Raw genomic sequence first — 26,601 nt, 5'->3', positions numbered from 1 at the left:
CGAGCGTGCAGCGGCCGAGCGTGCAGCGGCCGAGCGTGCAGCGGCCGAGCGTGCAGCGGCCGAGCGTGCAGCGGCCGAACAGACGGCGGCCTTGAGGCGGCGGCAGCAGCATGAAGCCGCGGAGCGCGCCCAAGCTCAGCGCGCTGCCGATGCCCTGGCGGCGGAACTCAGGCTGGACTTCAGGGCCAGCTTGCCAGCCGCGGCCAACGAAGCAGAACTCATCGCGAGCATCACCCTGCCCCGCGTACCGCCCTCGGCGGACGCCAGCTTGCCCGAGTTGCGGCTGCCCGCCTGCGCGCCCGCAGCGCCGCTCGATCTGGACGAGCTGGGCGGGCTGATGCGGCAGCTGGCCCGTGAGGCCGCTGACTACCAGCGGCAGCCCTTGTCGCGCCCCGCGTCCAGCAGCAGCGGCACCGCCGCCAGCACACCGGCACCGCTGTAGGCCTCGCGGCAATCCTTCTTGGCGGCGTTCTCCAGGCTCTCGCTGAGCTTGGACTTGCGCTCGGGCGGATGCGCCAGCAGCTCCAGCACGCCGCGCGTGCCCTGCCTGGAGATCTCGCCGCCGCGCGGGCGTCGCCATTCGAGGTCGAGCTTGGGCGCGCTGGCGGGCGTGGACGGCGCCGTCGCCACGTCCCGGCCCAGGCGCGCGCCGGCGTCCGGTGCGCCCACCCCCGGCAGCGCTGCGGTCGGCGACAGGCTCGGGGCTTCAAACCGCGGCAGCTCCGAGGCGGCAGCGGCCTCGGGCCGCAGCGCCTGGGTCGCGAGCAGCTGCTCGGCGGCGCGGCGCGCCGGGCGCTCCAGCTGCGGCGCCGCATCGGGTGTGGTGCGCGTCGACGGCGCGGGCGTCGCCACCTGGGGGGCGTCGAACCTGGGCAGGCTCTCGGCCGCCGGTGCACGGCTGGCCGGCGCCAGCTCGGTGCTGGCCGGCAGTGGCCGGCTGAGCTGCGGCGCCGGCTCGGGCGTGGCCTTGGTCACCAGCGGCGGCGCCTCGGGCAGCTTGGGCGGCTCGAATCTGGGCAGGGCCTCGGCGGCCTGGCCGGGCAAGGCGGCCGCCGCCAGCGGGCTGCGCGCGGGGCGGGCCAGGGCCGGCGCAGGCGCGGTCGTGCTCCTCAGCACCGGCGCCGGCGCCTCGGGCAGGGCCGGCGCGGCAAAGCGCGGCAAGGCCTCGGGCAGGGCGGTGTTGAGCGCGGGGCCGGCGGCTGCGGTTTCGGCGCTGGGCCGGTCCAGCTGCGGCTCGGCCGCAGCGGTGGTCTTGAGCACCGGCGGCGGTGCCTCGGGTGCCGTGGTGGCCACGGGCGGCAGCTCGGCCAGGCGGGCCTGTGGCAGCGTCGTCATGCGCTCGGGCCGGCCGCGCAGCAGGTCGGCGCCCGGCTGCGCCTGCCACATGCCCAGGCGCGCGGCGCCCGGCTGCTCGGGCGCGGCGGCGGCCTCGGCCTCGCTGCGCACCGTGCCGCCGAAGCGTTCGCGCCTGGCTTCGCCCACGGCACCAAGATTGGGCAGCGGCGGCGCGGCCGGGCCGCTGCCGCTGGCACCGGGCGTGCCGCCCAGGTCCAGGGTGACGTTGAGCCGCCCCCACACGCCCTCGCCGGGGCGGGCGCTGCCACCGGGCGTGTTGCCCACGAGCAGCACCAGCCACACATGCAGCAGCAACGCCAGGGTCAGGCATTGCTGCAGCCGGGTGGGCCGGCGATCGCCGGAGAACCAGGCCGCTGGTCGGGGGTGTGCGAGGCTGGACAAGTGGCAGTGAAGGAGGCTGTCGGGCTGGGAAAGGCGGCGCGCCGCTGCGCAGTTTAAGGGGGTGATAGCAGCGGGCACAGAAGATGCACGTAAGCAAGAACCACCACACTGCAGTGTCTGTAAGGCCCTAGCATTGGGGGCAAGCGCAACTGATGTGCATCAAGCACGCGCGCTGATTCAGGGAGAAACCGCATGTGGGTCTGTCCGCTGCCATCGCGATGAGGCGAGGCCGTTACATCGTCCTGGTGACGGCCAGCTACGCCGTGCTGGCACTGGCCTGGATCCTCTTGTCCGACCAGCTGCTGCTGGCGCTGGTGTCGGCCGAGCGCATGGTCTGGCTCTCCAGCGTGAAGGGCCTGTTCTTCGTGGCGGCAAGCGCCGTCTACGTCTACATGAGCCTGCGCGCGGTGCCGGGCTCGCACACCCCACCCGGCTGGACCCTGCTGGACACGCTGGCCCAGGGCGCCACCGGCGCGCCCATGCGGCGCACGCTGCGCTATCTGTTTGCCGCCGCCATCACGCTGGCGATGCTGTGGCTGCAGCAAAGCCTGCAGTTCGAGGTGCAGCGCCCGCGCCTGATCCTCTACATGCTGCCGGTGATACTGAGCGCGCTGATGGGCGGCCTGGGGCCCGGCCTGCTGGCCACCTGCGTGGCGGCGTTGGGCGCCGACCTGCTGGCGCCCGTGCCCCTGCACAGCGACCGCGCCAGCCCGCAGGATCGCCTGCAATGGGCCTTTCTGCTGCTCAACGGCGCCCTGGTAAGCCTGCTGAGCGCGCTGCTGCAGCGCTCGCTGGCCAAGCTCGCGCTGAACGCCAGGCTGCTCGATGCGGTGCTCAGCGGCAGCTCCGACGCCGTGTACGTGAAGGACCGGCAGGGCCGCTATCTGCTGGCGAATGCCGCCGCGGCCGGCTTCGTCGGCAAGCGCGTCGACGAACTGCTGGGCGCCGACGACCTGGCGCTGTTCGACCCCGAGGGCGCCGCTCGGGTGCGGCAGGCGGATGCCGAGATCATGCGAGCGGGCGCGCGGCGCACGCTGGAAGAGCAGGTGCGCACGCAGGACGGCCGCGCGCTGCTGTTCGCCGTCACCAAGGGCCCGGTGCGCGACCAGGAGGGCGAGGTGATCGGCCTGTTCGGCATCTCGCGCGACATCACCGAGCAGCGCCGCCGCGAGACCGAGCAGCAGCAGGCCGCCGAGGCGCTGCGCGACCGCGAGCGGCGCCTGGCGCGCGTGCTCGACGGCTCCGACCAGGGCTATTGGGACTGGAATCTGCAGACCCGGCAGTTCCAGGTGAGCGCCCGCTGGGAGACCATGCTGGGCTACCAGCCCGGCGAGATGATCGTGACCGAGGAGCATTGGCCCGAGCTGGTGCACCCCGAGGACCTGCCGCGGGCGCTGGCCTCGATCGAGCGCCACCTCAGCGGTGCCTCGCCCCTGCACGAGGTGGAGATACGCTGCAAGGCCAAGTCGGGCAACTGGCGCTGGGTGCTCTCGCGCGGGCGCATCGTCGAGCGCGATGCGCAGGGCCGGCCGCTGATGTTCTCGGGCACCCATACCGACATCAACGAGCGCAAACGCCACGAGCTGGAGCAGCAGCAGGCCCTGGTGGTGTTCGAGGGCAGCCACGAGGGCATCATGATCGTCAGCCCGGCCCGGCTCATCACCAAGGTCAACCCGGCCTTCAGCCGCATCACCGGCTACAGCGCGCTCGAAGCGGTGGGCCATTCGCCCAAGCTGCTGGCCTCGGGCCGGCATGGCCCGAAGTTCTACGAGGAGCTCTGGGACGAGGTGCAGCGCCACGACTTCTGGCGCGGCGAAATCTGGAACCGGCGCAAGAACGGCGAGGTCTATGCCGAGCTGCTGTCGATCTCGGTGGTGCGCGACGCCGACGGCCAGGTGCGGCACTACATCGGGGCCTTCTCCGACATCAGCCAGCTCAAGGCCCATGAGGCCGAGCTGGACCGCGTGGCCCATTACGACGTGCTCACCGGCACGCCCAACCGCCGCCTGCTCGCCGACCGGCTGCGCCAGGCCATCCAGCATTGCGCGCGCAGCGGCAAGTCCAGCGCCGTCTGCTTCCTCGACCTGGACGGCTTCAAGGCCGTCAACGACCAGTTCGGCCATGCCGTGGGCGACCAGCTGCTGATCAGCGTGGCGACCCAGCTGCGCGCCGTGATGCGCGCCGACGACACGCTGGCGCGCCTGGGCGGCGACGAGTTCGTGCTGCTGCTCTCCGACATCGGCTCACCCGAGGAATGCACGCTGATCCTGGACCGCGTGCTGCTGGCGGTGGCAAGGCCGGTGCAGATCGGGCCGCACCGCATCCACACCAGCGCCAGCATCGGCGTGAGCCTCTACCCGGCCGACAATGTCGACGCCGACACCTTGCTGCGCCACGCCGACCAGACCATGGTGCGCGCCAAGGAGGCGGGCAAGAACCGCTACCAGCTCTTCGACCCCGACAGCGATCGCAAGGCGCAGACGCACCGGCAGACGCTGGAGCGGCTGCGCCACGCGCTGCAGCATGAGGAGTTCGCGCTCTACTACCAGCCCAAGGTCGACCTGCAGACCGGCGAGGTGATCGGCGTCGAGGCGCTGATACGCTGGCTGCCGCCGGGCGCGCCCATGATCGCGCCGGCCGAGTTCCTGCCGCACATCCATGGCAGTGATCTGGAGGGCGCCTTCGGGGCCTGGGTGCTGCGCACCGCGGTGGCCCAGGCGGCGGCGTGGCAGCAGGCCGGCGAGGCCGTCAAGGTCAGCGCCAACATCAGCGCCAACCACCTGCTGCAGCCCAGCTTCTTCGACGACCTGCGCAGCGCGCTGGCCGCACATCCGCAGCTGCCGCCCTCGCAGCTGGAGCTGGAGGTGCTGGAAACCGCCGAGATCGGCGACATGGAGCAGGCCGTCGCCATCCTGCAGCGCTGCCGCGAGCTGGGCGTGCACTTCGCGCTGGACGATTTCGGCACCGGCTATTCCTCGCTCACCTATCTGCGCAAGCTGCCGGTCGACACGCTCAAGATCGACCAGAGCTTTGTGCGCGACATGCTCAGCGACCCCGACGACCTGGGCATCGTGGAGGGTGTGATCCGGCTCGCCGCGGTGTTCCAGCGCAAGGTCATCGCCGAGGGCGTCGAGACCCTGGAGCATGGCGCCCTGCTGCGCCAGCTGGGCTGCCGCCTGGCCCAGGGCTATGGCATCGCGAGGCCGATGCCGGCCGCGGCCTTCCCGGCCTGGCGCCAGCAATGGCGCGAGCGCGCCATCTGGCTGGAATTGCCGCCGCCGGCCCGGGCCCAGACCGGCCGCTGAGCCCGCTCGCGTCACCTGGGTGACAGCTTCCCGGTACTTACCTGTACGTGGTGCCACGCACGCCGGCGCCGATGCGCTCTGGCATTGTTCGGAGCAGCGCGGCGACGCGGCGGCGCCGGTCCCAGGCCGGCCCGTGCGCGCACGCCGAGCGCCGTTTTCTTCGCACCCTCCCACTCTTCCCGACGAGGCGACCATGAAACACCACACCCCCGCACTGGCCGCGCTGACGCTGGCCCTCTCCATGCACCTGGCCCACGCCGCCGAACCGATCAAGATCGGCGTGTCCGGGCCCTTCACCGGCGGCTCCTCGTCGATGGGCGTGAGCATGCGCGACGGCGTGCGTCTGGCCGCCGAGGAGATCAACAAGGCCGGCGGCGTGCTGGGCCGCCAGCTGCTGCTGGTGGAGCGCGACGACGAGGCCAAGAACGAGCGCGGCGTGCAGATCGCCCAGGAGCTGATCAACAAGGAGAAGGTCGCCGCCACGGTGGGCTTCATCAACACCGGCGTGGCGCTGGCCTCGCAGCGCTTCTACCAGCAGGCCAAGATCCCGGTGATGAACAACGTCGCCACCGGCTCGCTGGTGACGCACCAGTTCGATGACCAGCCCGAGAACTACATCTTCCGCAACGCCGCGCACGACAGCATCCAGGCCCCGATGATCGTGGACGAGGCCATCACCCGCCGCGGCTTCAAGAAGGTGGCGATCCTGGCCGACTCCACCAACTACGGCCAGCTGGGCCGGGCCGACCTCGAGAAGGCGCTGGAGCTCAAGGGCGTGAAGCCGGTGGCGGTGGAGAAGTTCAACATCAAGGACGTCGACATGACGGCCCAGCTGCTGAAGGCCAAGGAGGCCGGCGCCGAGGCGATCCTGACCTATGCGATCGGACCCGAGCTGGCGCAGATCGCCAACGGCATGACCAAGCTGGGCTGGAAGGTGCCAATGGTGGGCAGCTGGACGCTCTCGATGGCCAACTACATCGACAACGCCGGCCCCGGCGGCGAGGGTGCGCGCATGCCGCAGACCTTCATCCAGGAACCCACCACGCCCAAGCGCCAGAGCTTCATCATCAGCTACCTGAAGACCTTCAACCCGAAGAACGCGCGCATCGACTCGCCCGTCTCGGCGGCGCAGGGCTACGACTCGGTCTACCTGCTGGCCGCGGCCATCAAGCAGGCCGGCGGCACCGAGGGCCCGAAGATCAAGGCCGCGCTGGAGGACCTGAAGACGCCGGTGGAAGGCGTGGTGACGACCTACAACAAGCCCTTCTCCAAGGGCGACCATGAGGCCATCACCGCCAACATCCCGGTGTTCGGCGAGGTCAAGGGCCAGCGCGTGGTCTATGCCTACGAGGCCGATTTCAAGAAGGCCTCGGAAGTGCGCGTCAAGGATGTCAACGCCAAGGGTGCGCTGACGGTCAAGAAGTAAGCCTCCACGCCCGGGCCCCCAGGGTCCGGGCCGTTTTGCGGGACACGCCATGCAAATCCTCACCCAACTGGTGTTCAGCGGCATCGCCCTGGGCATGATTTACGCCGTCATCGCCTTCGGCTACCAGCTCACCTTCGCCACCTCCGACACCCTGAACTTCGGCCAGGGCGAGGCCCTCATGCTGGGCGCCCTGGTGGGCCTGTCGGCGGTCGGCTTCGGCATCAACTACTGGCTGATGATTCCGCTGGTGTGCCTGTTCGGCGCCATCCAGGGCGCGGTGGTGGAACGCATCGGCGTGCGCCCCGCCATCAAGATGAAATCGGAGTTCGGCTGGATCATGTCCACCATCGCGCTGGGCATCATCTTCAAGAACGTGGCCGAGAACGTCTGGGGCCGCGACGACCTCAAGTTCCCCTCGCCCCTGCCCGAGGCGCCCATGCATTTCCTCGGCGCCAACATCCTGCCGATGGAGGTGCTGGTCGTGGTGGGCGCGCTGCTGATGATGCTGTCGGTGGAGTTCTTCAACCGCCGCTCGATCTACGGCAAGGCGGTGGTGGCCACCTTCAACGACCGCGACGCCGCCAAGCTGATGGGCATCAACACCGGCCTGGTGATCACCTTCTCCTACGCCCTCTCCTCGCTCACCGCCGCCTTTGCCGGCGTGCTGATCGCGCCGCTCACGCTCACCGGCGCCACCATGGGCTCGGTGCTGGGCCTGAAGGCCTTTGCGGTGGCCATCATCGGCGGCCTCACCAGCGGCATGGGCATCGTCGTGGGTGGCGTGATCCTGGGCGTGGCCGAGACCACCACCGGCTTCTACATCTCCACCGGCTACAAGGACGTGCCGGGCCTGGTGCTGCTGCTGATCGTGCTGGCGCTGAAGCCGGCCGGCCTGTTCGGCAAGACTGCGATCAAGAAGGTCTGAGCAGATGAAACCGAAATTCCTCATCGCCGCCGGCCTGGCCATCGCCGCCCTCGCGGCCTTTCCGCTCGCCTCCGGCAACCCCTACTACATCCACCTGGTCGAGACCATCATGATCTATGCGATCGTGCTGTTCGGCCTGGACATCGTGGTGGGCTACACCGGCCAGGTCTCGCTGGGCCATGCCGGCCTGTTCGGCATCGGCGCCTATACCGCCGGCGTGCTGGTGCTCAAGCTGGGCGCCTCGATCTGGCTCACCCTGCCGGCCGCGATCGCGCTCACCGCCGCCTTCGGCGCGCTGCTGGCGCTGCCGGCGCTGCGCGTCACCGGCCCCTATCTGGCGATGGTGACGCTGGCCTTCGGCACCATCATCCAGATCCTCATCAACGAGATGAGCTTCCTCACCGAGGGGCCGATGGGCATCACGCTCACCAAGCCCAGCCTGTTCGGCCACCAGCTCGACGAGACCGAGTTCTACTGGGTGGTGGCGGCCATGCTGCTGGCCTCGCTGGTGTTCGTGCACCGCGTGCTGCGCTCGCACCTGGGGCGTGCCTTCGAGGCGCTGCGCGGCAGCCCGGTGGCGTCGGACTGCATGGGCGTCTCGGTCTACCGCTACAAGGTCTATGCCTTCGTCATCAGCGCCGGCCTGGCCGGGCTGGCCGGTGCGCTGTACGCCTACTCCGAGCAGTACATCTCGCCCAACACCTACAACTTCGAGCAGACCGTGCTGTTCCTGCTGGCCATCATCATGGGCGGCCGCAAGACCCGCACCGGCGCGCTGCTGGGCGCGGCCATCATCGTGATGCTGCCCAAGCTGCTGGACGACCTGGAGATGTTCCGCATCGTCTCGGTGCTGCTGGCGCTGATCGTGGCCGTGGCGTCGGCGGTGGCGCTCAAGCGCGGCAAGTCCAGCCTGCAGGCCGCCCTGATCCCGGTGGTGGGCAGCGTGGCGCTGGCGGGCCTCTCGTTCAAGCTGCAGACCATGACGGACTGGCGCCTCTCGGTGTTCGGCCTGATCACGCTCTTCGTCGTCTACTACCTGCAGGACGGCATCGTCGGCTTCGTGCGCAACGCCCTCAATCTGCGCGGCCATGCGGCCAGCGACGCCGACACCGCGGCCCAGTTGCCCGCCGGCGCCGATGCGCTCAGCAAGGCCGGCGGCGCGACCAGCCAGGGCGCCACCCTGCTGGAGGCCAGCAAGGTGCTGATGCAGTTCGGCGGCCTGAAGGCGCTCAACGAGGTGGATCTCTCCATCAAGCGCGGCAGCATCCACGGCCTGATCGGACCCAATGGTTCGGGCAAGAGCACCATGATGAATGTGCTCACCGGCATCTATGTGCCCACCGCGGGCGCGGTGAGCTTTGCCGGCGCGGCACTGGCCGGCCGCACCTCGTCCGACATCGCGCTCTCCGGCATTGCGCGCACCTTCCAGAACGTGCAGCTGTTCGGCGAGATGACGGCGCTGCAGAACGTGCTGGTGGGCCTGCACCACAGCTTCCGCAGCAATCTGCTCGACGTCGCCCTGCATCTGCCGCGCTATCTGCGCGAGAACCACCAGGCCAGCGCGCGCGCCTTCGGCCTCTTGCGCTTCGTCGGCCTGGAGCAGTTGGCCGGCGAGGAGGCGCGCAACCTGCCCTATGGCAAGCAGCGCCTGCTCGAGATCGCCCGCGCGCTGGCGCTCGACCCGCAGCTGCTGCTGCTCGACGAGCCCGCCGCCGGCCTCACCGCGCCCGACATCAAGGAGCTGCTGGCCATCATCCAGAAGATCCGCGAGCACGGCGTCACCGTGATCCTGATCGAGCACCATATGGACGTGGTGATGAGCTTGTGCGACACCGTCTCGGTGCTGGACTTCGGCCAGAAGATCGCCGAGGGCCTGCCCGCCGCGGTGCAGGCGGATGAAAAAGTGATCGAAGCCTACCTGGGCGGCCAGGCGGCCTGAGGGACACACAGCCATGTTGACCATCAAGAACCTCAGCGCCGGCTACGGCAAGGTGCAAGTGCTGCACGGCATTTCCATGGACGTGCCCAAGGGCAAGGTCGTAACCCTGATCGGCTCCAACGGCGCCGGCAAGACCACCACCATGCGCGCCATCTCCGGCATGATCGCGCCCACCGCGGGCGAGATCAGCCTGAACGGCAAGCGCATCGACGGCCAGGAGTCCTACACCATCGCGCGCCAGGGCCTGGCCCATTCGCCCGAGGGCCGGCGCGTGTTCGCCACCATGACGGTGACCGACAACCTGCGCCTGGGTGCCTTCCCGCGCTACACCGGCGCGCGCCCGCGCGGCGATGTGGAGGCCGATCTGCAGCGCGCCATGGAGCTGTTCCCGCGCCTCAAGGAACGCCGCATGCAGCTGGCCGGCACGCTCTCGGGCGGCGAGCAGCAGATGCTGGCGATGGCGCGCGCCACCATGCTCAACCCCGAGGTGGTGCTGCTGGACGAGCCCTCGATGGGCCTGGCGCCCATCCTGGTGGAGGAGGTGTTCCGCATCATCTCCAGGCTCAAGAGCGAGGGCGTGACCATGCTGCTGGTGGAGCAGTTCGCCGCCGCCGCGCTGGGCGTGGCCGACTACGGCTATGTGCTGGAGAACGGCCGCATCTCGCTGCACGGGCCGGCGCACCAGCTCCGCGACGACCCGGCGGTGAAGGCCGCCTACCTGGGCGGCGGGCACTGAGGTTCTTGAGGCGATGCTAAGCTGACCGGCAAGCCGATTGCCCATCAAGAAGGAGTTGCCATGCCCGGACTGCTGCCCCAGGTCGATCCCGACGGCCTGCTGGAATATTCCGTCGTGTTCACCGACCGCGCGCTGAACCATATGTCGCAGAAATTCCAGGGCGTGATGCGCGACATCTCGGCCGTGCTGAAGGAGGTCTACCGGGCGCGCGCGGCCATCGTCGTGCCGGGCAGCGGCAGCTTCGGCATGGAAGCGGTGGCGCGCCAGTTCGCGCATGGCAAGAAGACCCTGGTGCTGCGCAATGGCTGGTTCAGCTACCGCTGGACGCAGATCTTCGAGGCCGGCCAGATCCCCGCCGAGCAGCTGGTGCTGAAGGCGCGCCGCGCCGCGCCGGGCGCGCAGGCCCCGTTCGCACCGGCCCCGATCGAAGAGGTGGTGGCCACCATCCAGGCCCAGCGCCCCGCGCTGGTGTTCGCCCCGCATGTGGAGACCGCCGCCGGCATGCTCCTGCCCGACGACTACCTGCGCGCGGTGGCCGACGCGGCCCACGCAGTCGGCGCGCTGTTCGTGCTGGACTGCATCGCCTCGGGCGCGCTCTGGGTCGACATGCAGGCCACAGGCGTCGACGTGCTGATCAGCGCGCCGCAAAAGGGCTGGAGCGGCTCGCCCTGCTGCGCCTTCGTGATGCTGAGCGAGCGCGCCCATGCCGCGATCGCCACCACCACCAGCTCGAGCTTCGCGATGGACCTGAAGAAATGGCTGCAGATCATGGAGGCCTATGAGGGCGGCGGCCATGCCTACCACGCCACCATGCCCACCGATGCGCTGACGGCCACGCGCGACGTGATGCTGGAGACGCGTGCCTACGGCTTCGAGCGCCTGCGCCAGGAGCAGCTGGCGCTGGGCCGCCAGGTGCGCGCGCTGCTGGAGTCGCGCGGCTTTGCCAGCGTGGCCGCGGCGGGCTATCAGGCGCCGGGCGTGGTGGTGAGCTACACCACGCTGGACGGCCTGCACAACGGCAAGTCCTTCCTCGCCGAGGGCATCCAGAGCGCCGCCGGCGTGCCGCTGCAATGCGACGAGGGGGCGGACTTCAAGAGCTTCCGCATCGGCCTGTTCGGCCTCGACAAGCTGCACGCGCCCGAGCGCAGCGTGGCGACGCTGGCGCAGGCGCTGGACCGCATGCTCGGGGCCGCTGAGCAGAAGGCCGCCTGATGTCGCACTACACCGCCCTGGTCGAATGGCAGCGCGCCGCGGAGGCGCGCTTCAACGACAACCGCTACTCGCGCGCACACCGCTGGAGCTTCGATGGCGGTGCCATCGTGCCCGCCTCCAGCTCGCCCCAGGTGGTGCGCCTGCCCTTCTCCGACGCCAGCGCCGTCGACCCCGAGGAAGCCTATGTGGCCGCGCTCTCCAGCTGCCACATGCTGTGGTTCCTGAGCCTGGCGGCGCGCGATGGCTATGTGGTGGACAGCTACCGCGATGCCGCCGAGGGCCTGATGGCGCACAACGCCGCCGGCAAGGAAGTCATGACCGATGTGATGCTCAAGCCCGCCGTCGCCTTCAGCGGCAGCAAGGCCCCCAGCGATGCCGAGCTGGCGCGCCTGCACCACGAGGCGCATGAGAGCTGCTACCTCGCCAATTCCGTGCGCACCGAGATCAGGGTGGCGGGGACCTGGAGCCACCAGCCCTGAGCAGCAGCAGGGCCGCGGTGGCCAGCAGGCCCAGCCCGGCCGACAGCCACAGCGCGGCCGCGCCCCAGGCGTCCAGGCACAGGCCGAACAGCCAGGGCGCGAGCGCCTGTGCCACGCGCGCCGGCGCCATCATCAGGCCCTGCCGCCGGCCATAGCCCTGCGGCCCGAACAGCGCCAGCGGCAAGGTGCCCTTGACGATGGTGAGAATGCCGTTGCCGCCGCCATGCAGCAGGCCGAACAGCGCGGCCAGCGGCGCACCGAAGACGGCCAGCGCGATCGAACCGAGCGGATGCAGGGCGGCCGCCAGCCGCGCCACCCAGAGCGGATGGACGCGGCGCAGCAGGCCATATTCCAGCAGCCGCGCGCCCACCTGGGCCGGGCCGATCAGCGCGCCCACCGCCACCGCCGCGGCCAGGGTGCTGCCGCTGGCCTGCAGCAGCCGCGGCAGGTGCGCCGCCATGGCGGTGCTGATGAAACCGGCGATGGCGAACACCAGGGCCAGCAAGGCCGCCGTGCGCAGGCCGGCAACTGCCGGCTCGGCAGCGCTTGCCCCCTCCGCCCGCGCGCCCTGCTCGCTCGCCGGCGACGCCACCTTGGGCAGCCAGGCATTCAGGGGCAGGCCGATCAGCAGATGCAGGGCCGCCCAGCCAAAGCAGGCGCCGCGCCAGCCCCACAGCTGCTCCATCAGCGTGCTGAGCGGCCAGCCCAGGGTGCTGGCAAAGCCGGCGATCAGGGTGATGCCGGTGATGGCATTGCGCGCCCCCTGGCCGTACAGCCGCACCAGCGCCGCGAACGCGGCCTCGTACAGGCCCGCGCCCATCGCCAGGCCCAGCAGCAGCCAGGCGGCGAACAGGCTCGCCGCGCCCTGCGCCAGCCCCAGCGCCGCCAGGCCCAGCGCGAACAGCACGCTGGTGGCCATCAGCACCGGCCGACCGCCGCGGCGGTCGATGGCACGGCCGGCCCAGGGCCCCAGCAGGGCCGATACCACCAGGGCCAGCGAGAAGGCCGCGAACACCGTGGCCGGCGTCACGCCCAACGCGCGCGACATCGGCGTGGCCAGCATCGCGGGCAGGTAGTAGGACGAGGCCCAGGCCAGGGTCTGGGCCGCGCCCAGGCTCAGCACCGTGGCGCTGCGGGCCGCGGTCGGCGGCTCAGCCACAGCAGCGCGCCGCAGCGGCCTTGGGCGCCGCGGCGCAGCAGGACGCCGGCGCCGTGGCTGCTGCCGACGACGAGGGCGGCGCCTCGCCCGCGCTGCAGACGCCGGTTTCCGGCAGGTCCAGCTCCACCCGGTCGGCGGCCTTGACGTCCCCCGCCAGCGCCGCCACCACCGAGCGCGCCTGCTCGAAGCCGGTGGCCATCAGGAAGGTGGGCGCGCGGCCATAGCTCTTCACGCCGAGGGTGTAGAGGCCGGGCTCGGGATGGGCCAGCTCGCGGTGCCCATGCGGGCGCACCGTGCCGCAGCTGTGCAGGTTCGGGTCGATCAGCGGACCCAGCGCCGCGGTCGATTCCAGCCAGGGGTCCAGCCTGACGCGCAGCTCGCTGGCCAGGCGCAGGTCGGGGCGTTGCCCGGTGGCGCAGATGATCTCGTCGAAGCCGTCCAGCTGCAGCGCCCCGCCCTGCGCCTGGCTGCCCAGCACGCTGAGCTTGCCCGCCACCCGGCGCAGCTCGGCGATGCGCAGCCCGCTGATGAACTCCAGCGCGCCGCTGGCCTGCAGCGCCTGCAGCGCCGTGCCCAGCTGGCCGCGCGCCGGCAGCGCGTCGGCCGCACCGCCGCCGAACACGCGTTTCAGCGCGGGCGAGCGCACGCCCCAGGCCAGGCGCGTGCCCGGCACCTGCTGCGCCAGTTCGGCCAGCGCCAGCAAGGCATTGGCGGCCGAGTGCCCGGCCCCCACCACCAGGGTGCGTTTTCCGGCATAACGTGCACGCTGCGTGCCCAACACATCGGGAATGCCGTAGTGGATCTGCGCCGCCGCCGCGGCCTCGCCCAGCGCCGGCAGGCCGCCGGCGCCCAGCGGGTTGGGCTGGCCCCAGGTGCCGGTGGCATCGATCACCGCGCGGGCGCGGATCTCCAGCGGCCGGCCGCCCTGCTCGGCGCGGATCACGAAGGGCGCGTGCTCGCGGCCGGCGCTCTTGACCTTGTCGAAACCCTCGCGGCTGATGGCCGTCACGCGGGTGTTGAGGCGCAGGCCGCGCGCCACCTCGGGCAGGGTGGCAAAGGGCTTGAGCACGCGCTCCACCACCTCGCCCGCCAGCGGCAGGGCCTCGGCGTCGGGTGCCTGCCAGCCGCTGGCGGCCAGCTGCCTGGCCATCTGGGCATCGATGTTGTAGCGCCAGGGCGAGAACAGGCGCACATGGCCGTAGTCCAGCAGATGCGCGCCCACGCTCGGCGCGGCCTCCAGCGCCACAAAGGGCAGGCCGCGCGCGATCAGCTGCGCCACCGCGGCCAGCCCCACCGGGCCGGCCCCCAGCACCGCCACCGGCAGCGCTGCGTTCGATTGATTCGTCAGGGACATGATGTCGATTCCTTCTTGGCCGTGGGCGGCAGGCAGCAATTGGCTGCGGTATCCGCCTGCAGGGCCTTCAAGAGCAATAGCAGGGAACTCTCCACCGCCGCCCGCTCGCGCTCGTCGAGCGCGCCCAGCAGGTCTTCGGCATGGGTGTCGAGGGTCTTGTTCAGTTCACGCGTGGTGCGTTCGCCGTCGGCGGTGAGCGTGACGAGCCAGCTCCTTGCGTCGCTCGGGTTCGGCTCCTTGCTCACCCAGCCACGCGCGGCCATGCCCTCCACCGCACGCGACACCCAGCTCTTCTCCAGGCTCAGGCGGGTGCCGAGTTCCGAGAGCGGCAGCGGGCCGGAGCGCGCCAGCTCGGTGAGCAGATGGCACTGGGTGCTGGTGGTGCGACAGCAATCGGCGACGACGCGCTGGGCGCGCGTGTACAGGCGCGCCACTTCGCGCAGCAGGCTGCCGGGCGCGGCGTTCTTGGCATTCATAGGGCGGCGCAAATGGTGGTGTATAGCAACTAGTGAAACGCACGATAGGCTTCGCTTTAGAGGTTGTCAATAGCAACTACTTGGCTCAAAGAAACGGGGCCGGGCCCCGTCGCATGCCGGCCGCCCTCAGGCCCGCTGCGCCCCCAGCAGGCGATGCACGCCCAGCGCCAGCCCGGCACCGAACAGCTCGGCCAGCACAAAGCCCGGCGCGCTGGCCGGGGCGATGCCGGCAAAGCTGTCGCTGAAGAGGCGGCCGAACACCGCGGCCGGGTTGGCGAAGGAGGTCGAGGCGGTGAACCAGTAGGCCGCGCCGATATAGCAGGCCACCATCGCCGCCACCCGCTCGGCCGGTGCGCGCAGGATCACCAGCAGCAGGCCGAAGGTCGCCACGCCTTCCGCGATCCACTGGCCCTGGCCGCCGCGCAGCTTGGCGGAGAACTGCAGGACCGGCATCTCGAACATCGCGTGCGCCAGCCAGGCGCCCAGCATGGCACCCAGCAGCTGCGCCGCCACATAGGGCAGCAGCTGGCCGCGCGGCAAGGCGCCGCGCAGCGCCATCACCAGCGAGACGGCCGGGTTGAAATGGGCGCCGCTGAGCGGGCCGAGCAGCTCGATCAGCACATAGAGTCCGCCCACCGTGGCCAGCGTGTTGGCGAGCAGCGCGATCGCCACATTGCCGCCGGCCAGGCGTTCGGCCATGATGCCCGAGCCGATCACCACCGCCAGCAGCAGGGCCGTGCCCAGGGTTTCGGCCAAGAGCTTTCGGGAAACAGCCATCGTCATGCTCAGCTCTTCGCGATCTGCTCGAGCGCGACCTTCAGCTCGGCCGGGCTCAGGCCGGCGAGCGGCAGCGCCAGCAGCTGCAGCATGCGGTAGCCGATCGCCTGGCGCGTCAGCTCGAAGGCGCGCTGCTTGCCCGCGTCGCCGCCCTCGGCATTGGACGGGTCGGGGTAGCCCCAGTGCACCTTGACCGGCTGCCCGCCATCCCGATTCGCGCCGAAGAACACCGGGCAGGCCTCGGCCGCGGCGCTGTCGCACACGGTGATGACGATGGACAGCGGCGGCGCGTCCGGCGTGGTGAATTCGTCCCAGCTCTTGCTGCGGTAACCCGCCACCTCGACACCGGCCTGGCGCAGCGCCTCCAGCGCGAAGGGGTTGAGGCGGCCGCTGGGCGCGCTGCCGGCGCTGTGGGCGCGCACATCCTGGCCCAGCCTGGCGGCCAGATGGTTGAGCATGCCCTCGGCGAGCACGCTGCGGGCGGAGTTGTGGGTGCAGAGAATCAGTACGTGGGTGGTCATGGTCGATGCGGGCGTCGTTGCTTCAGCAGGCGCAGGACTTGGTGGCAGTCCGGATTTCAGGGCTGAGGCAGGCCTCGCCCTGGCAGCAGTTCTCGGTCAGATAGGCCAGCAGCGCGTTCATCTGCTCGAAGGCGGCGCGGTAGACCAGGTTGCGGCCCAGCCGCTCCTGGCTCACCAGGCCGGCATTGGCCAGTTCCTTGAGGTGGAAGGACAGGGTGGCGGCCGGCAGCTCCAGCGCCTCGGCCAGCGCACCGGGCGTGAGCCCCTCCTGCCCCGCCACCACCAGCAGGCGGAACACCTTGAGCCGGTGGCTTTGCGCCAGCGCGGCGAGGGCACGGATGATCTGGGCTTCGTCCATTGTTTTATCTTTCCAGTTTTGTGGAAGTATAAGCAAAAAAGCCGGACCGGCGGGCATCCGTCGGCCGAAATACGGGCTTCGCCGGGCCGATGGCGGCGCCCGTCTGGTGGCGCTGGGAAGGCCGGGTCGCGGGCATTAGCCTGTCTTCATGGCCATCAGCAGGAGACCGACATGAGCAGCTTGTTCCCAGCCAAGACCGCATGGCTTGTCGCCATGCTCGCGTGCGGCGCCAGCACGGCGGCCGGCGCCCAGGGCAGCGAAGCCCTGCCGGCCAGCGCGCCGGCAGGGCTGCAGCGCGTCGAGGTCAGCGGCGGCCAGTCGGTCCGCATGCGCCACGATGTGCATATCGCCTGCCCCGGCATCGCCGAGGCGCTGGAGCACTCGCTGGCCGAGACCGTGCGCATGCTGGGCCAGGAGGGCCTGGTGCGGGTGGAGTTCAGGCTGGGCGGCGACCGCGTGCGCAGCGTCACGCCCAGCGGCGGGCCGCGCCAGTACGCCAGCCAGATCCGCCGCGCGGTGCGGGCCCTGCATTGCAGCAATGGCGGCCGCGAGGAGTCGTTCGCCTTCGCGATCCGCTTCGAACAGGCCAACGAGCAGGCCGCGCCGCAACGCCTCGCGGTGCTGAGCCTGCCCTGAGCCGAGCGGGCCCGGCGGCGCGCTTGCCAAAGCCGCCGCGGCGGGTCGATGATGGTGCGGGCGGCGCCGCCGCAGGAAGGAGCCTCGCCGTGGAAACTGCCGCCTTGCCGCCGCGGACCAGCCTCCTCCGCCAGATCGGACGCGGCGCGCTGATCTGCCTGGGCCTGGGGCTGGCGGCCGCCGTGCTGGCGGTGCTGGGGCGTCTGCAGTGGGACCGCGCGGCAAGCATCGCGCAGCTCAACGCCACCTTCTGGTCCATGGGCCTGCTGCAGCTCTGCATCTACGCGGCCATGCTGCTGCTCACCGCGCTGGACGGGCCTGGGCGCGCTGGTGCTGGCCAACACCGCGGTCGGCTGGGCGCTGTTCGTGGCGGGCTTCTGCCCTGGCCAGCGGCTGCTGGGCGTCGAGCCCGTCTTGCACCAATGCCGCAGCGCCGTATTCCCGGCCGACTGGGTTCCCGTCATGCTGGCCCGGCAGCTGCAATTCGCCCTCTTGTTTGTGGGCCTGAGCGAATGCCTGGCGCGCAGCCGCAACGCCGCCGCCGCCCTGCATGCGGCCGGCCTGCGCCGGCTCAGGCTGGCGGCCGAGCTGGACGCCGCGCAGGCCCAGCTGCTGCAAGCGCAGATCGAACCGCATTTCCTCTTCAACACCCTGGCCAATGTGCGGCGCCTGCTGCGCACCGAGCCGGCCGCCGCCGCCACCATGCTGGCCGACCTGCTGCGCTATCTGGAGCAGGCCTTGCCGCAGCTGCGCGAGCAGGACCAGACGCTGGCCAGCGAGGCCGAACTGGTGCGCGCCTACCTGGCCGTGCAGGGCGTGCGCATGGGCGCGCGGCTGCGCTATGAGATCGCCGTGCCCGCCGGCCTGGCCCAGGCCAGGGTGCCGGCCATGCTGCTGCTGACCCTGGTCGAGAACGCGCTCAAGCATGGCTTGCAGCCGCTCGCCGAGGGCGGGCTGATCCAGGTCGGCGCCAGCCAGGCCGAGGGCGTGCTGACCCTCACCGTGGCCGACACCGGGCGCGGCATGGGCGAGGGCAGCGGCCACGGCATGGGGCTGGCAAACATCCGGGCGCGGCTGCGCGCCCTCTATGGCGCCCGCGCCGGCCTGTCGCTGCGCCTGAACGAGCCGCGGGGCCTGTGCGCCACCGTCACCTTGCCCGGGGTGGGGGCGTGATGCGGGCGCTGCGCGCCGCCCTGCCGGGCGCGGCGGCCCTGGCCGCCCTGGCCGAGGTGCTGCACAGCTGGCGCTGGCGGCACAGCCTGCTGGGCCTCGCCATCGGCCTGGCGCATATCGCGCTGGGCCCGGGCGGCAGCATGCTGCTGTGGCCCATCGAGGCCGACAAGCATTACCCCTCGGCCCTGCTGCACTACGTGCTGCTGTTCGGCCTGCCGCTGGTGCTGGCGGTGCGCCTGGCCGACGGCGCGGTGGATCGCGGCGCCGCCGGCTGGCGGGCCTATGGCCTGGCGGTGCTGGCGGTGGCGCTGCTGGGCAGCTGGGGCGGCTGGGCGCTGCAGCTGAGCATCTGGGCGGGCGCGCTCTCGACCCAGACACGCAACGCCTGGCTGGCGCTGGCCGTGGCCATGTTGCACGCCATGGGCGTGGCCGCCTATGCCCATGCGCGCCAGGCCGGGCAGGCGCTGGCGCGGCTGCGTGCCGCCGAACTCGAGCGCGCGCAACAAGCGCGGCAGTTGCAGCTGCAGCGCCTGCTGGCGCTGCAGGCGCGCATCGAGCCCGCCTTGCTGTTCCATGCGCTGCGCCGCATCCTGGACCTGTCGCGCCACGAGGCCGCCGCCGCCGATGCCCTGCTGGCCGACCTGAACGAGCTGCTGCGCGCCCTGCTGCCCGGCGCCGATGCCGGGCTCAGCACGCTGGGGCGCGAATGCGCCCTGCTGCAAGCCTATGCGCGCGTCAGCGCGGGCCTGCGCCTGCACGTGACGCTCGCGCAGGCCGACGCCGGCATCGCGCTGGCGCCGATGCTGCTGCTGCCCATGCTGCGCGCCCTGGAAGGCGCCGTGGGGCACGGCCAGGACTATGCGCTGAGCGCCGCACCCGCCGGCGCGGGGCTGCGCATCCACCTGGCGACCGCGGCCGGCGCCGCCCATGGCGAACCCGCGCTGCAGGAGCTGCGCGAGCGCCTGGCCGGCCTCTACGCCCAGGCCGGCCGCCTGCGCCTGCTGCCGGGCCCGGGCAGCGCCCTGGAACTCGAACTACCCTTGCATCATGACGCGCGCACTCATCGCTGAGGACGAAGCCCTGCTCTGCGCGGAGCTGCGCGAGGAGCTGGCGCGCGTCTGGCCGGAGCTGGAGATCTGCGCCCTCGCCCATGACGGCCATGCCGCCTACCGCACCATCGAGCAGCAGGCGCCCGAGGTGCTGTTCCTCGACGTGGAGCTGCCCGGCCTCAGCGGCCTGGAGCTGGCCAGGCTGGCCGGCCGGCGCGCCCACATCGTCTTCATCACCGCCTTCGGCCATTACGCGCTGCAGGCCTTCGAGGAGGGGGTGGTGGACTATCTGCTCAAGCCGCTGGACGTGGCACGCCTGGCGCGCGCGGTGCAGCGCCTGCGCGATCGCCTCGGCCAGACCCCGGCCGACCTGGCCGGGCTGCTGCAGCGCGCCCGCACACCGGCGGTGGCCGAGCCGCTGCGCTGGATCAGCGTGCTGCAGGGCCGCGACATCCGCCTCATCACGGTCGACGACATCTGCTATTTCCGCGCCGACAGCAAGTACGTGGCGGTGGTCACCGTCGATGGCGAGGCCCTCATCAGCACGCCGCTCAAGGAGCTGCTTGCCAAGCTGGATCCGGCCGTGTTCTGGCAGGTGCACCGCGGCACCGTGGTCAATCTGAACGCCGTCCACAGCCTCAGCCGCGGCAGCGACGGGCACCTGACCCTCAACCTCAAGCAACGCCCCGAGGCCCTGCCGGTCGGCAGCAGCTACGCACAGCGCTTTCGCCATCTGTAGGCACCGGGGGCGGCGGCACGCGCTTGCGTTATATTTCCACAACAATGGAATTGTTGATCCGCCGCAAGCCGGTCGCGCCGGGCAGCGGCGAGACTGGCTGCACCACCCCCACAAGCTCGAGGAGCCCGTCATGCGCCAATTGCAGATCTACGACCCGGCCCTGTGCTGCAGCAGCGGCGTTTGCGGCGCCGAGGTCGACGCCCGGCTGCTGCAGGCCAGCGCCGACATCGACTGGGCGCGCAACGCCGGCGCCCGCATCGAACGCTTCAACCTGGCCAGCGAGCCGCTCGCCTTCGCCCAGCAGGCCGAGGTGAAGGCCTGGCTGGAACGCGCCGGCCAGGACGCCCTGCCCCTCACCCTGCTGGACGGCCAGCTGATGCTGGCGGGCCGCTATCCGAGCCGGCAGCAGCTGGCGCAGTGGCTGGGCTTGCCCCTGGCCGCACCCGAAAACACCTGCTGCAGCGGCGGTAGCTGCTGCGCCTGAGGCCCGCCACCATGCAGATGCTTGAAAACCTGCCGCGCTTTGCCTTCTTCACCGGCAAGGGCGGCGTGGGCAAGACCTCGCTGGCCTGCGCGGCGGCGCTGCAGCTGGCCGACGCCGGCAAGCGCGTGCTGCTGGTCAGCACCGATCCGGCCTCCAATGTGGGCCAGGTGTTCGGCCTCGCCATCGGCAACACCATCACGCCGATCGCGGCGGTGCCGCGCCTGTGGGCCATCGAGATCGACCCGCAGGCCGCCGCCCAGGGCTACCGCGATCGCATCGTCGGCCCGGTGCGCGGCGTGCTGCCCACCGAGGTGGTGAAGGGCATCGAGGAACAGCTGTCCGGCGCCTGCACCACCGAAATCGCCGCCTTCGACGAGTTCACCGGCCTGCTCACCGACCCGGCGCTCAGCGAGCGCTTCGAGCATGTGCTGTTCGACACCGCGCCCACCGGCCACACCATCCGCCTGCTGCAGCTACCGGGTGCCTGGAGCAGCTTTCTGGAGGCCGGCCAGGGCGATGCCTCCTGCCTGGGGCCGCTGGCCGGGCTGGAGAAGCAGCGTGCCCAATATGCCGCCGCGGTGGCGGCCCTGGCCGACCCGGCGCGCACGCGCCTGGTGCTGGTGGCGCGCGCCCAGGCCTCGGCGCTGCGCGAGGTGGCACGCACCCATGAGGAGCTGCAGCGTGTCGGCATGCAGCGCCAGTTCCTCGTCATCAACGGCGTGATGCCGGCGGCCGAGGCCGAGCGCGACGCGCTCGCCGCCGCCATCGTGCGGCGCGAGCAGGCAGCGCTGGCGGCCATGCCGGCGGCCTTGCGGGATCTGCCCTGCGAGCAGCTGCCGCTCAAGCCCTTCGATCTGGTCGGCCTGGAGGCGCTGCGCAGCTTCTTCGACGCCAACGCGCCGCTGCCGGCCCTTGCGTCAATGCCGCCCTTGCCACCGGCCAGCCTGGCCGCACTGGTGGACGAGCTGGCCGCCGGCGGCCACGGCCTCATCATGCTGATGGGCAAGGGCGGCGTGGGCAAGACCACGCTGGCCGCCGCCGTGGCGGTGGCGCTGGCGCAGCGCGGCCTGCCGGTGCACCTGAGCACCTCGGACCCGGCCGCCCACCTGACGGAAACGCTCAGCGGCCAGCTCGAGCATCTGCGCGTCAGCCGCATCGATCCGCAGGCCGAGACCCTGCGCTACCGCGAGCAGGTGTTGGCCAGCAAGGGCAAGAACCTGGACGCGCCGGGGCGCGCCCTGCTGGAGGAGGACCTGCGCTCGCCCTGCACCGAGGAGATCGCGGTGTTCCAGGCCTTCTCGCGCATCATCCGCGAGGCCGGCCGCCAGTTCGTGGTGATGGACACCGCGCCCACCGGCCACACCCTGCTGCTGCTGGACGCCACCGGCGCCTACCACCGCGAGATCGCGCGCCAGATGCAGGGCCGCGGACAAGGCATCCACTTCACCACGCCGATGATGCAGCTGCAGGACCCGGCGCGCACCAAGGTCATGATCGTCACCCTGGCGGAGGACACGCCGGTGCAGGAGGCCGCCCAGCTGCAGGCCGATCTGCAACGCGCCGGCATCACGCCCTGGGCCTGGGTGATCAATATGAGCGTGGCGGCGGCGCCCGCCTGCCACTCCACCCTGTTGCAGCAGCGCGCCCTCAAGGAGCGCGCGCAGATTGAAAAGGTGGCGCAGCAGCATGCGGCACGCCACGCCATCGTGCCCTTGCAGGCCGAGGAACCGGTGGGCGTGGAACGCCTGGCCGCGCTGGCGACTTAGCTCTTGCCGAACTTGGCCTTGGCCGCGCTGATGCAGCCGGCCTTGGCGTCACCCGCCATGGCCTCGCATTTCTCGGCCGCGACCTTGTAGTCGGCGTCGCGCTTTTCGTCCAAGGCCTCGACCTTGGCTTCGACGATGCGCTTGCTCAGCTTGGCGTCGGCCAGGGCCTTGGTCTCGACCGCCTTGGCCTCCTTGCGGCAGACATCGCGGGCATTGCCGGCCTGGTCATCGCAACGCTCCTTGGCCACCGCGTAGGCGGCCTCGGCGCGCGCCACCTCCAGCTTGGTCCAGTCTTCCTGCTTGCCGCTGTAGTTGTACGCCAGCTCGTGCTTGGCGATCTTTTCCTTCGCCCGCGCCTGTTCGACGCAGACGTCCTTGGCATTGCCGGCCTGGCTGGCGCAGGCGGCCTTGTCGATCTTGTAGTCGGCGCTGACCTTGTCCTTGGCGCTGCCGTATTCGAGCTTGCTGAGCGCCGTGGCCTGGGCCATCGGTGCCAGCAGCAGGGTGGTGGCCAGGGCCAGCGAGGTCTTGAGCATGGTGATGTGGTTCATGGTGTTCCTAGGTTGAAAGCGGAGGCTCAGGCGCGCGGTTCGCCCTGACGATTGACGCTGATGGTCGAGCCCGGGGGCGAGGTCATCTGCACGCGGTAGTCGCGGCCGCGGAATTCATAGCTGACGTCCCAGTACTCGGGGCGCGGATCGCCGGCGACGTTCTCGCAGCGCTGCACGTTCTGCGTGGTCACCGGGCGGCCATCGCGGTCGCGGCCGATATTGGCGCCCAGCGCCCCACCCGCCACCGCACCACCCACGGTGGCGATGTCCCTGCCGGTGCCGCCGCCGATCTGGTGGCCGAGGATGCCGCCGATCACCGCACCCGCCAGCGCCGCGGGCACATTCGCCTCGCGACGATCCTGCGGGATCTGCTCGCGCTCGGTCCAGCAGCGCCGCTCGGGCGTGCCGACCACCGCGCGCACCGAGGTGACGGTGGCGTCATAGAGGCGCTCGCCGCCGCGGCGGCGATAGTCCTGCTGCACCAGCGGCGCCGGCGCGTAGCGGTCTTCGTCGATGCGGGCGTCGCGCTCCACGGCGCGCACCGAGGAGATGCGGTCGTTCAGCCCCATGGCCTGCAGCGAGGCATAGCGGCCCTGGCGCAAGACCACGCAGCGTCCGTCGAAGCGCCGGTCTTCGCAGACCTCCCAACGGCCGCGCTGCACCACCACCGAGGATGCACGGTCGTTGAAACCGAAGCGCTCCAGGTTGCGGATCTGCTGGTCGGTGTTGAAGCTGCGGCCCTGGAAGGCCTCGCGTTCGTAGAAGGTGACTTGGGCCCCCGCCTGTGCGGCGAGCGTCAGGCCGGCCAGCAAGGCGGTCAATCGAAGCATCTTGTTCATGGTTCCCTCCAGGGGAGATCAGCGGCGGTGCGCCACGCTCCGCAGTGTGCGAGCCGCGGCGCGGCGCGCCCAGCGGCCAAGGCCGGCATGTGCTGTAGTCGCCGTCCTACAGCCGGCCCTACGCTGCATCCATTGGCAAGGCCTGGCCCCAGCGCGCACACTCGCGCTTGATGGCCAACCTGCGCACCTATCTCGTCGAAGACAGCCCCTTGCTACGCGAGAGCCTGAGCGCGACCCTGGAGGAGCTGGTGCCGCTGCGGATGGTGGCCGCCGCCGCCGATGAATCCAGCGCCCTGCACTGGCTGGCCCATCACGGCCGCGACATCGATCTGGTGATACTGGACATCTTCCTCAAGCAGGGCTCGGGCCTGGGCGTGCTCCGCGCCACGCAGAGCCCACCGCCGCCCTACAAGCTGGTGGTGCTGAGCAACTACGCCACGCCCGAGGTGCGCCGCAGCTGCCTGGCACTGGGCGCCGCCCAGGTGTTCGACAAGTCGCACGACATCGAGGCCCTGGTGCGCTATTGCCAGCAGCTCAGCGGATCAGGCCATGCTTGAGCGCGTAGTAGGTCAGGTCGCTGTTGCTGGCCAGATGCATCTTCTCCATCACCCGGGTGCGGTAGGTGCTGATGGTCTTCACGCTCAGCGACATGCCCTCGGCCACATGGCCCACCGTCTCGCCCTGGGCCAGGCGCAGGAAGACCTGCAGCTCGCGCTCTGAGAGCTGCAGATGCGCGGGCTGGTCGGCATGCTTGTCGCCCAATTCCTCGGCCAGCTGCTCGGCCACCCCGGCCGAGATGTATTTGCGGCCGCGGCACACCGTGCGTATCGCCTTGACGATCTCGTCGGGATCGCAGTCCTTGCCCAGATAGCCGCTCGCCCCCTGGCGCAGCAGCGTGGTGGCGTATTGCGATTCGGCGAAACCGCTGAGTATCAGCACCGGCAGCTCCGGCGCGCGCGCCTTCACGGCCACCAGCGTGTCCACCCCGCTCTGCTCGGGCATGCCGATGTCCAGCAGCATCACGTCCAGCCCGCCCTCGCGCAGCAGCGCCATCGCCTCGCGGCCGCTGGCGGCCTCGCCCACCACCTGGAAGTCGGCCTGCTCCGCAAAATACTGGCGCAGGCCAGCGCGAACCAGCGCATGATCGTCGACGATGGCAATGCGTATCACGATGTCCCCTTTCACGCGCGGCGGGCGCGAACCGGATGAAGTTCTTCATCAAGCTGCTGCAGCGACAACCGATTGTGTGCCTGTTGGCGGGCCTGGCCCTGCTATGCCTGCTGCTGGCCCCCTGGGCCTGGCTGCAACTGGCGGCCCTGGGCCTGCTGGTGCTGCTGCTGTACCAGAGCCTGGCCCGGCAGCAGGCCGCGCACGACAGCCTGCATCTGATGGTGGCCGAGCGCACCGCCGAGCTGATCGATCTGGCGCAGCACCTGCAATGGGCGCGTGAGGACGAGCGCCAGCGCCTCGCGCGCGACCTGCACGATGAGCTGGGTGCCCTGCTCACCTCGGCCAAGCTGGACGCCGCGCGCATCCGCTCGCGCCTGGGCGGCTCGGCGCCCGAGGCGAGCGAGCGGCTGGCGCATCTGGTGCAGTCGCTCGACGAGGTGATTGCGCTGACGCGCCGCATCGTCGAAGACCTGCTCCCCTCGGCGCTGGGCAATCTGGGCCTGCCCGCTACGCTGGAGATCCTGGCGCAGGAGTTTGCCGCGCGCTCGAACGTCACGGTGCATTGCAGCGTCGCGCCGGTGCGCCTGAGCCCGCGCGCCGAGCTGGCCGTGTACCGGCTGGTCCAGGAGGCCATCAACAACATCAGCAAATACGCCGCCGCCCGCCAGGTCTGGATCACCCTGGCCAGCCAGGGCACGCAGGCGCAGGTCTCGGTGCGCGACGACGGCCGCGGCTTCGACAGCGCCCACCCGGGCGGCACCTCGCGCGGCCTGCTGGGCATGCGCTATCGCGTGGAGGCCGAGCAGGGGCGGCTGCGCATCCGCTCCGCACCCGGCCAGGGCACGCTGATCGAGCTGAGCCTGCCGCAGCTGGCCGAGGCCGCCGCATCGCCCTAGTCGCCGGCTTGGGTGTCGTGAAAGGCATGGCCCAGGCGCGCGCGCTTGGCCGCGTACATCGCCAGGTCGGCGCTCTTGAGCAGGGATTCGGCGCAGGCGCCGTCGAAGGGGAACGCGGCAATGCCAATGCTGGGCTGGATCTGCAGGCTCAGCGCGCCCACCGTCATCGGTGCGGACACCGCCTGGTAGAGCTTGTTGGCCAGCAGCAGCAGCGGCCGCGGATTGGCATCGCTGGCACGCAGGCAGGCGAACTCGTCGCCGCCGATGCGGCTCACCATATCGCTGGCCCGCACCGCCCGCCGCAGCCGCGCCGCCGCGATCTTCAGCACCTCGTCGCCGACGGCATGGCCATGCTCGTCATTGACCCGCTTGAAGTCGTCCAGATCCAGATACAGCACCGCCACCGCCGGCTGCTCGGGCCGCGCCTCCTGGATCGCCTGGGCCAGGCGCTGGCCGAAGAAGCGCCGGTTGGGCAGCTCGGTGAGGCCGTCGTGCAGGGCCTGGTGGCGGGCCTGACGCGCACCGTCGCGGCTGCCGGCCAGATCGGCGCGCGCCTGCGCCAGAAAGACCTGGGTGTCGAACAGCGTCAGCTCCAGCTGCCGCCGGCGGCGCAGCTCATGAGCCATGCCCTCCTGCAACTGCGCCAGCGCTTCGCCGCATTCGAGCAGCGGCGCGCGCTGCGGCTCATGCGCCAGCTGGCGCAGCCGCTCGCCCACCGCCCCCAACATGACGCTCAGGTCGGCCGGCGCCAGACCCTGGAGCGCGGCCGAAGGGAGCGTTTGCGGCGCGTCCGTCGGCGCGGGTCCGGGTCGGCTCGCCGGCACCGGGCTGCCGCGCTGCAGCTCGACCGCTGGGTCGGGATGGATCATCCGGGCACTCCCCTTGGTGAATACC

Annotated in this window: 27 protein-coding genes; 16 read left to right on the top strand and 11 right to left on the bottom strand. The window is 71.0% G+C overall.

The window, feature by feature from the left end; all coding sequences use genetic code 11:
* The coding region (locus tag AC3WQY_RS12545; RefSeq protein WP_492708786.1) for a hypothetical protein at nt 1-442 on the top strand (442 nt) is incomplete at its 5' end.
* On the opposite strand, the gene AC3WQY_RS12540 is transcribed toward AC3WQY_RS12545, so the two are convergent.
* Nucleotides 367-1,737, bottom strand: coding sequence for a hypothetical protein (locus tag AC3WQY_RS12540; RefSeq protein ID WP_492708784.1), 1,371 nt, complete (start codon nt 1,735-1,737; stop codon nt 367-369). The genes AC3WQY_RS12545 and AC3WQY_RS12540 overlap by 76 nt on opposite strands.
* A 218-nt stretch (nt 1,738-1,955) precedes the next feature.
* On the opposite strand from AC3WQY_RS12540, the gene AC3WQY_RS12535 reads away from it, so the two are divergent.
* From AC3WQY_RS12535 to AC3WQY_RS12505, 7 genes are all read left to right on the top strand, one after another.
* Complete coding sequence (locus AC3WQY_RS12535; protein ID WP_492708782.1) at nt 1,956-5,042, top strand: sensor domain-containing protein; 3,087 nt, start codon at nt 1,956-1,958, stop codon at nt 5,040-5,042.
* A 193-nt stretch (nt 5,043-5,235) separates the two neighbouring features.
* Nucleotides 5,236-6,468, top strand: a complete 1,233-nt coding sequence (locus tag AC3WQY_RS12530) for an ABC transporter substrate-binding protein (RefSeq protein WP_285233126.1) — start codon at nt 5,236-5,238, stop codon at nt 6,466-6,468.
* A gap of 49 nt (nt 6,469-6,517) precedes the next feature.
* The gene (locus AC3WQY_RS12525) at nt 6,518-7,393 is read left to right on the top strand and encodes a branched-chain amino acid ABC transporter permease (RefSeq protein ID WP_285233127.1); all 876 of its coding nucleotides are present in this window, start codon (nt 6,518-6,520) and stop codon (nt 7,391-7,393) included.
* A 4-nt stretch (nt 7,394-7,397) separates the two neighbouring features.
* Entirely contained in the window at nt 7,398-9,332 is a 1,935-nt protein-coding gene (locus AC3WQY_RS12520) for a branched-chain amino acid ABC transporter ATP-binding protein/permease (protein WP_285233128.1), read from the top strand.
* A gap of 13 nt (nt 9,333-9,345) precedes the next feature.
* Nucleotides 9,346-10,068 (top strand): ABC transporter ATP-binding protein, encoded by a 723-nt coding sequence (locus AC3WQY_RS12515; RefSeq protein ID WP_285233129.1) that lies wholly within the window; start codon nt 9,346-9,348, stop codon nt 10,066-10,068.
* A 60-nt stretch (nt 10,069-10,128) separates the two neighbouring features.
* Nucleotides 10,129-11,280 carry an aminotransferase class V-fold PLP-dependent enzyme gene (locus AC3WQY_RS12510; protein ID WP_492708779.1) on the top strand — a complete coding sequence of 384 codons (1,152 nt, stop codon included), beginning with the start codon at nt 10,129-10,131 and terminating at the stop codon, nt 11,278-11,280.
* Nucleotides 11,280-11,759, top strand: coding sequence for an OsmC family protein (locus tag AC3WQY_RS12505; RefSeq protein ID WP_492708777.1), 480 nt, complete (start codon nt 11,280-11,282; stop codon nt 11,757-11,759). Before AC3WQY_RS12510 ends, AC3WQY_RS12505 begins: the two co-directional genes overlap by 1 nt.
* On the opposite strand, the gene AC3WQY_RS12500 is transcribed toward AC3WQY_RS12505, so the two are convergent.
* The 6 genes from AC3WQY_RS12500 to AC3WQY_RS12475 form a co-directional block, all read right to left on the bottom strand.
* The gene (locus tag AC3WQY_RS12500; protein ID WP_492708775.1) at nt 11,725-12,918 is read right to left on the bottom strand and encodes an MFS transporter; all 1,194 of its coding nucleotides are present in this window, start codon (nt 12,916-12,918) and stop codon (nt 11,725-11,727) included. The genes AC3WQY_RS12505 and AC3WQY_RS12500 overlap by 35 nt on opposite strands.
* Entirely contained in the window at nt 12,911-14,272 is a 1,362-nt protein-coding gene (locus AC3WQY_RS12495; protein ID WP_492708773.1) for an NAD(P)-binding domain-containing protein, read from the bottom strand. Before AC3WQY_RS12495 ends, AC3WQY_RS12500 begins: the two co-directional genes overlap by 8 nt.
* Complete coding sequence (locus tag AC3WQY_RS12490) at nt 14,263-14,748, bottom strand: MarR family winged helix-turn-helix transcriptional regulator (RefSeq protein ID WP_285233134.1); 486 nt, start codon at nt 14,746-14,748, stop codon at nt 14,263-14,265. Before AC3WQY_RS12490 ends, AC3WQY_RS12495 begins: the two co-directional genes overlap by 10 nt.
* A gap of 126 nt (nt 14,749-14,874) precedes the next feature.
* Nucleotides 14,875-15,525 (bottom strand): aquaporin, encoded by a 651-nt coding sequence (locus tag AC3WQY_RS12485; RefSeq protein WP_492708771.1) that lies wholly within the window; start codon nt 15,523-15,525, stop codon nt 14,875-14,877.
* A gap of 8 nt (nt 15,526-15,533) precedes the next feature.
* Entirely contained in the window at nt 15,534-16,046 is a 513-nt protein-coding gene (locus AC3WQY_RS12480; RefSeq protein ID WP_492708769.1) for an arsenate reductase ArsC, read from the bottom strand.
* 22 nt (nt 16,047-16,068) lie between these two features.
* Nucleotides 16,069-16,404: an ArsR/SmtB family transcription factor gene (locus AC3WQY_RS12475; protein ID WP_285233137.1), complete on the bottom strand. Its 336-nt coding sequence runs from the start codon at nt 16,402-16,404 to the stop codon at nt 16,069-16,071.
* A gap of 171 nt (nt 16,405-16,575) precedes the next feature.
* Here AC3WQY_RS12475 and AC3WQY_RS12470 point away from each other — a divergent pair, with 171 nt between their 5' ends.
* From AC3WQY_RS12470 to arsA, 6 genes are all read left to right on the top strand, one after another.
* Complete coding sequence (locus AC3WQY_RS12470) at nt 16,576-17,040, top strand: hypothetical protein (RefSeq protein WP_492708767.1); 465 nt, start codon at nt 16,576-16,578, stop codon at nt 17,038-17,040.
* Between the two features lie 330 nt (nt 17,041-17,370).
* Nucleotides 17,371-18,213, top strand: a complete 843-nt coding sequence (locus tag AC3WQY_RS12465) for a sensor histidine kinase (RefSeq protein WP_492708765.1) — start codon at nt 17,371-17,373, stop codon at nt 18,211-18,213.
* Nucleotides 18,213-19,283, top strand: a complete 1,071-nt coding sequence (locus AC3WQY_RS12460; protein ID WP_492708763.1) for a histidine kinase — start codon at nt 18,213-18,215, stop codon at nt 19,281-19,283. Before AC3WQY_RS12465 ends, AC3WQY_RS12460 begins: the two co-directional genes overlap by 1 nt.
* Nucleotides 19,261-20,001: a LytR/AlgR family response regulator transcription factor gene (locus tag AC3WQY_RS12455; protein WP_492708761.1), complete on the top strand. Its 741-nt coding sequence runs from the start codon at nt 19,261-19,263 to the stop codon at nt 19,999-20,001. Before AC3WQY_RS12460 ends, AC3WQY_RS12455 begins: the two co-directional genes overlap by 23 nt.
* 130 nt (nt 20,002-20,131) lie before the next feature.
* Nucleotides 20,132-20,485 carry an arsenite efflux transporter metallochaperone ArsD gene (gene arsD / locus AC3WQY_RS12450; protein ID WP_285233142.1) on the top strand — a complete coding sequence of 118 codons (354 nt, stop codon included), beginning with the start codon at nt 20,132-20,134 and terminating at the stop codon, nt 20,483-20,485.
* A gap of 11 nt (nt 20,486-20,496) precedes the next feature.
* Nucleotides 20,497-22,251: an arsenical pump-driving ATPase gene (gene arsA, locus AC3WQY_RS12445; protein WP_285233143.1), complete on the top strand. Its 1,755-nt coding sequence runs from the start codon at nt 20,497-20,499 to the stop codon at nt 22,249-22,251.
* On the opposite strand, the gene AC3WQY_RS12440 is transcribed toward arsA, so the two are convergent.
* Nucleotides 22,248-22,802 carry a hypothetical protein gene (locus tag AC3WQY_RS12440; protein WP_285233144.1) on the bottom strand — a complete coding sequence of 185 codons (555 nt, stop codon included), beginning with the start codon at nt 22,800-22,802 and terminating at the stop codon, nt 22,248-22,250. The two genes, arsA and AC3WQY_RS12440, sit on opposite strands and share 4 nt — an antisense overlap.
* A gap of 26 nt (nt 22,803-22,828) precedes the next feature.
* Nucleotides 22,829-23,641 carry a beta/gamma crystallin-related protein gene (locus tag AC3WQY_RS12435; protein WP_285233145.1) on the bottom strand — a complete coding sequence of 271 codons (813 nt, stop codon included), beginning with the start codon at nt 23,639-23,641 and terminating at the stop codon, nt 22,829-22,831.
* Between the two features lie 170 nt (nt 23,642-23,811).
* Here AC3WQY_RS12435 and AC3WQY_RS12430 point away from each other — a divergent pair, with 170 nt between their 5' ends.
* Nucleotides 23,812-24,198 carry a response regulator gene (locus tag AC3WQY_RS12430; RefSeq protein ID WP_285233146.1) on the top strand — a complete coding sequence of 129 codons (387 nt, stop codon included), beginning with the start codon at nt 23,812-23,814 and terminating at the stop codon, nt 24,196-24,198.
* Here the strand turns inward: AC3WQY_RS12430 and AC3WQY_RS12425 are convergent.
* The gene (locus AC3WQY_RS12425; RefSeq protein ID WP_285235695.1) at nt 24,176-24,811 is read right to left on the bottom strand and encodes a response regulator; all 636 of its coding nucleotides are present in this window, start codon (nt 24,809-24,811) and stop codon (nt 24,176-24,178) included. The two genes, AC3WQY_RS12430 and AC3WQY_RS12425, sit on opposite strands and share 23 nt — an antisense overlap.
* A 35-nt stretch (nt 24,812-24,846) precedes the next feature.
* On the opposite strand from AC3WQY_RS12425, the gene AC3WQY_RS12420 reads away from it, so the two are divergent.
* Nucleotides 24,847-25,707: a sensor histidine kinase gene (locus AC3WQY_RS12420; RefSeq protein WP_492708757.1), complete on the top strand. Its 861-nt coding sequence runs from the start codon at nt 24,847-24,849 to the stop codon at nt 25,705-25,707.
* On the opposite strand, the gene AC3WQY_RS12415 is transcribed toward AC3WQY_RS12420, so the two are convergent.
* Nucleotides 25,704-26,576, bottom strand: coding sequence for a diguanylate cyclase domain-containing protein (locus AC3WQY_RS12415; protein ID WP_492708755.1), 873 nt, complete (start codon nt 26,574-26,576; stop codon nt 25,704-25,706). The two genes, AC3WQY_RS12420 and AC3WQY_RS12415, sit on opposite strands and share 4 nt — an antisense overlap.
* Nucleotides 26,577-26,601 lie beyond the last annotated feature (25 nt).

The organism is Roseateles sp. FW301-B2, assembly GCF_058788955.1.
The sequence above is the reverse complement of the archived record's forward strand: the minus strand, read 5'-3'. Positions and strand labels throughout refer to the sequence as shown.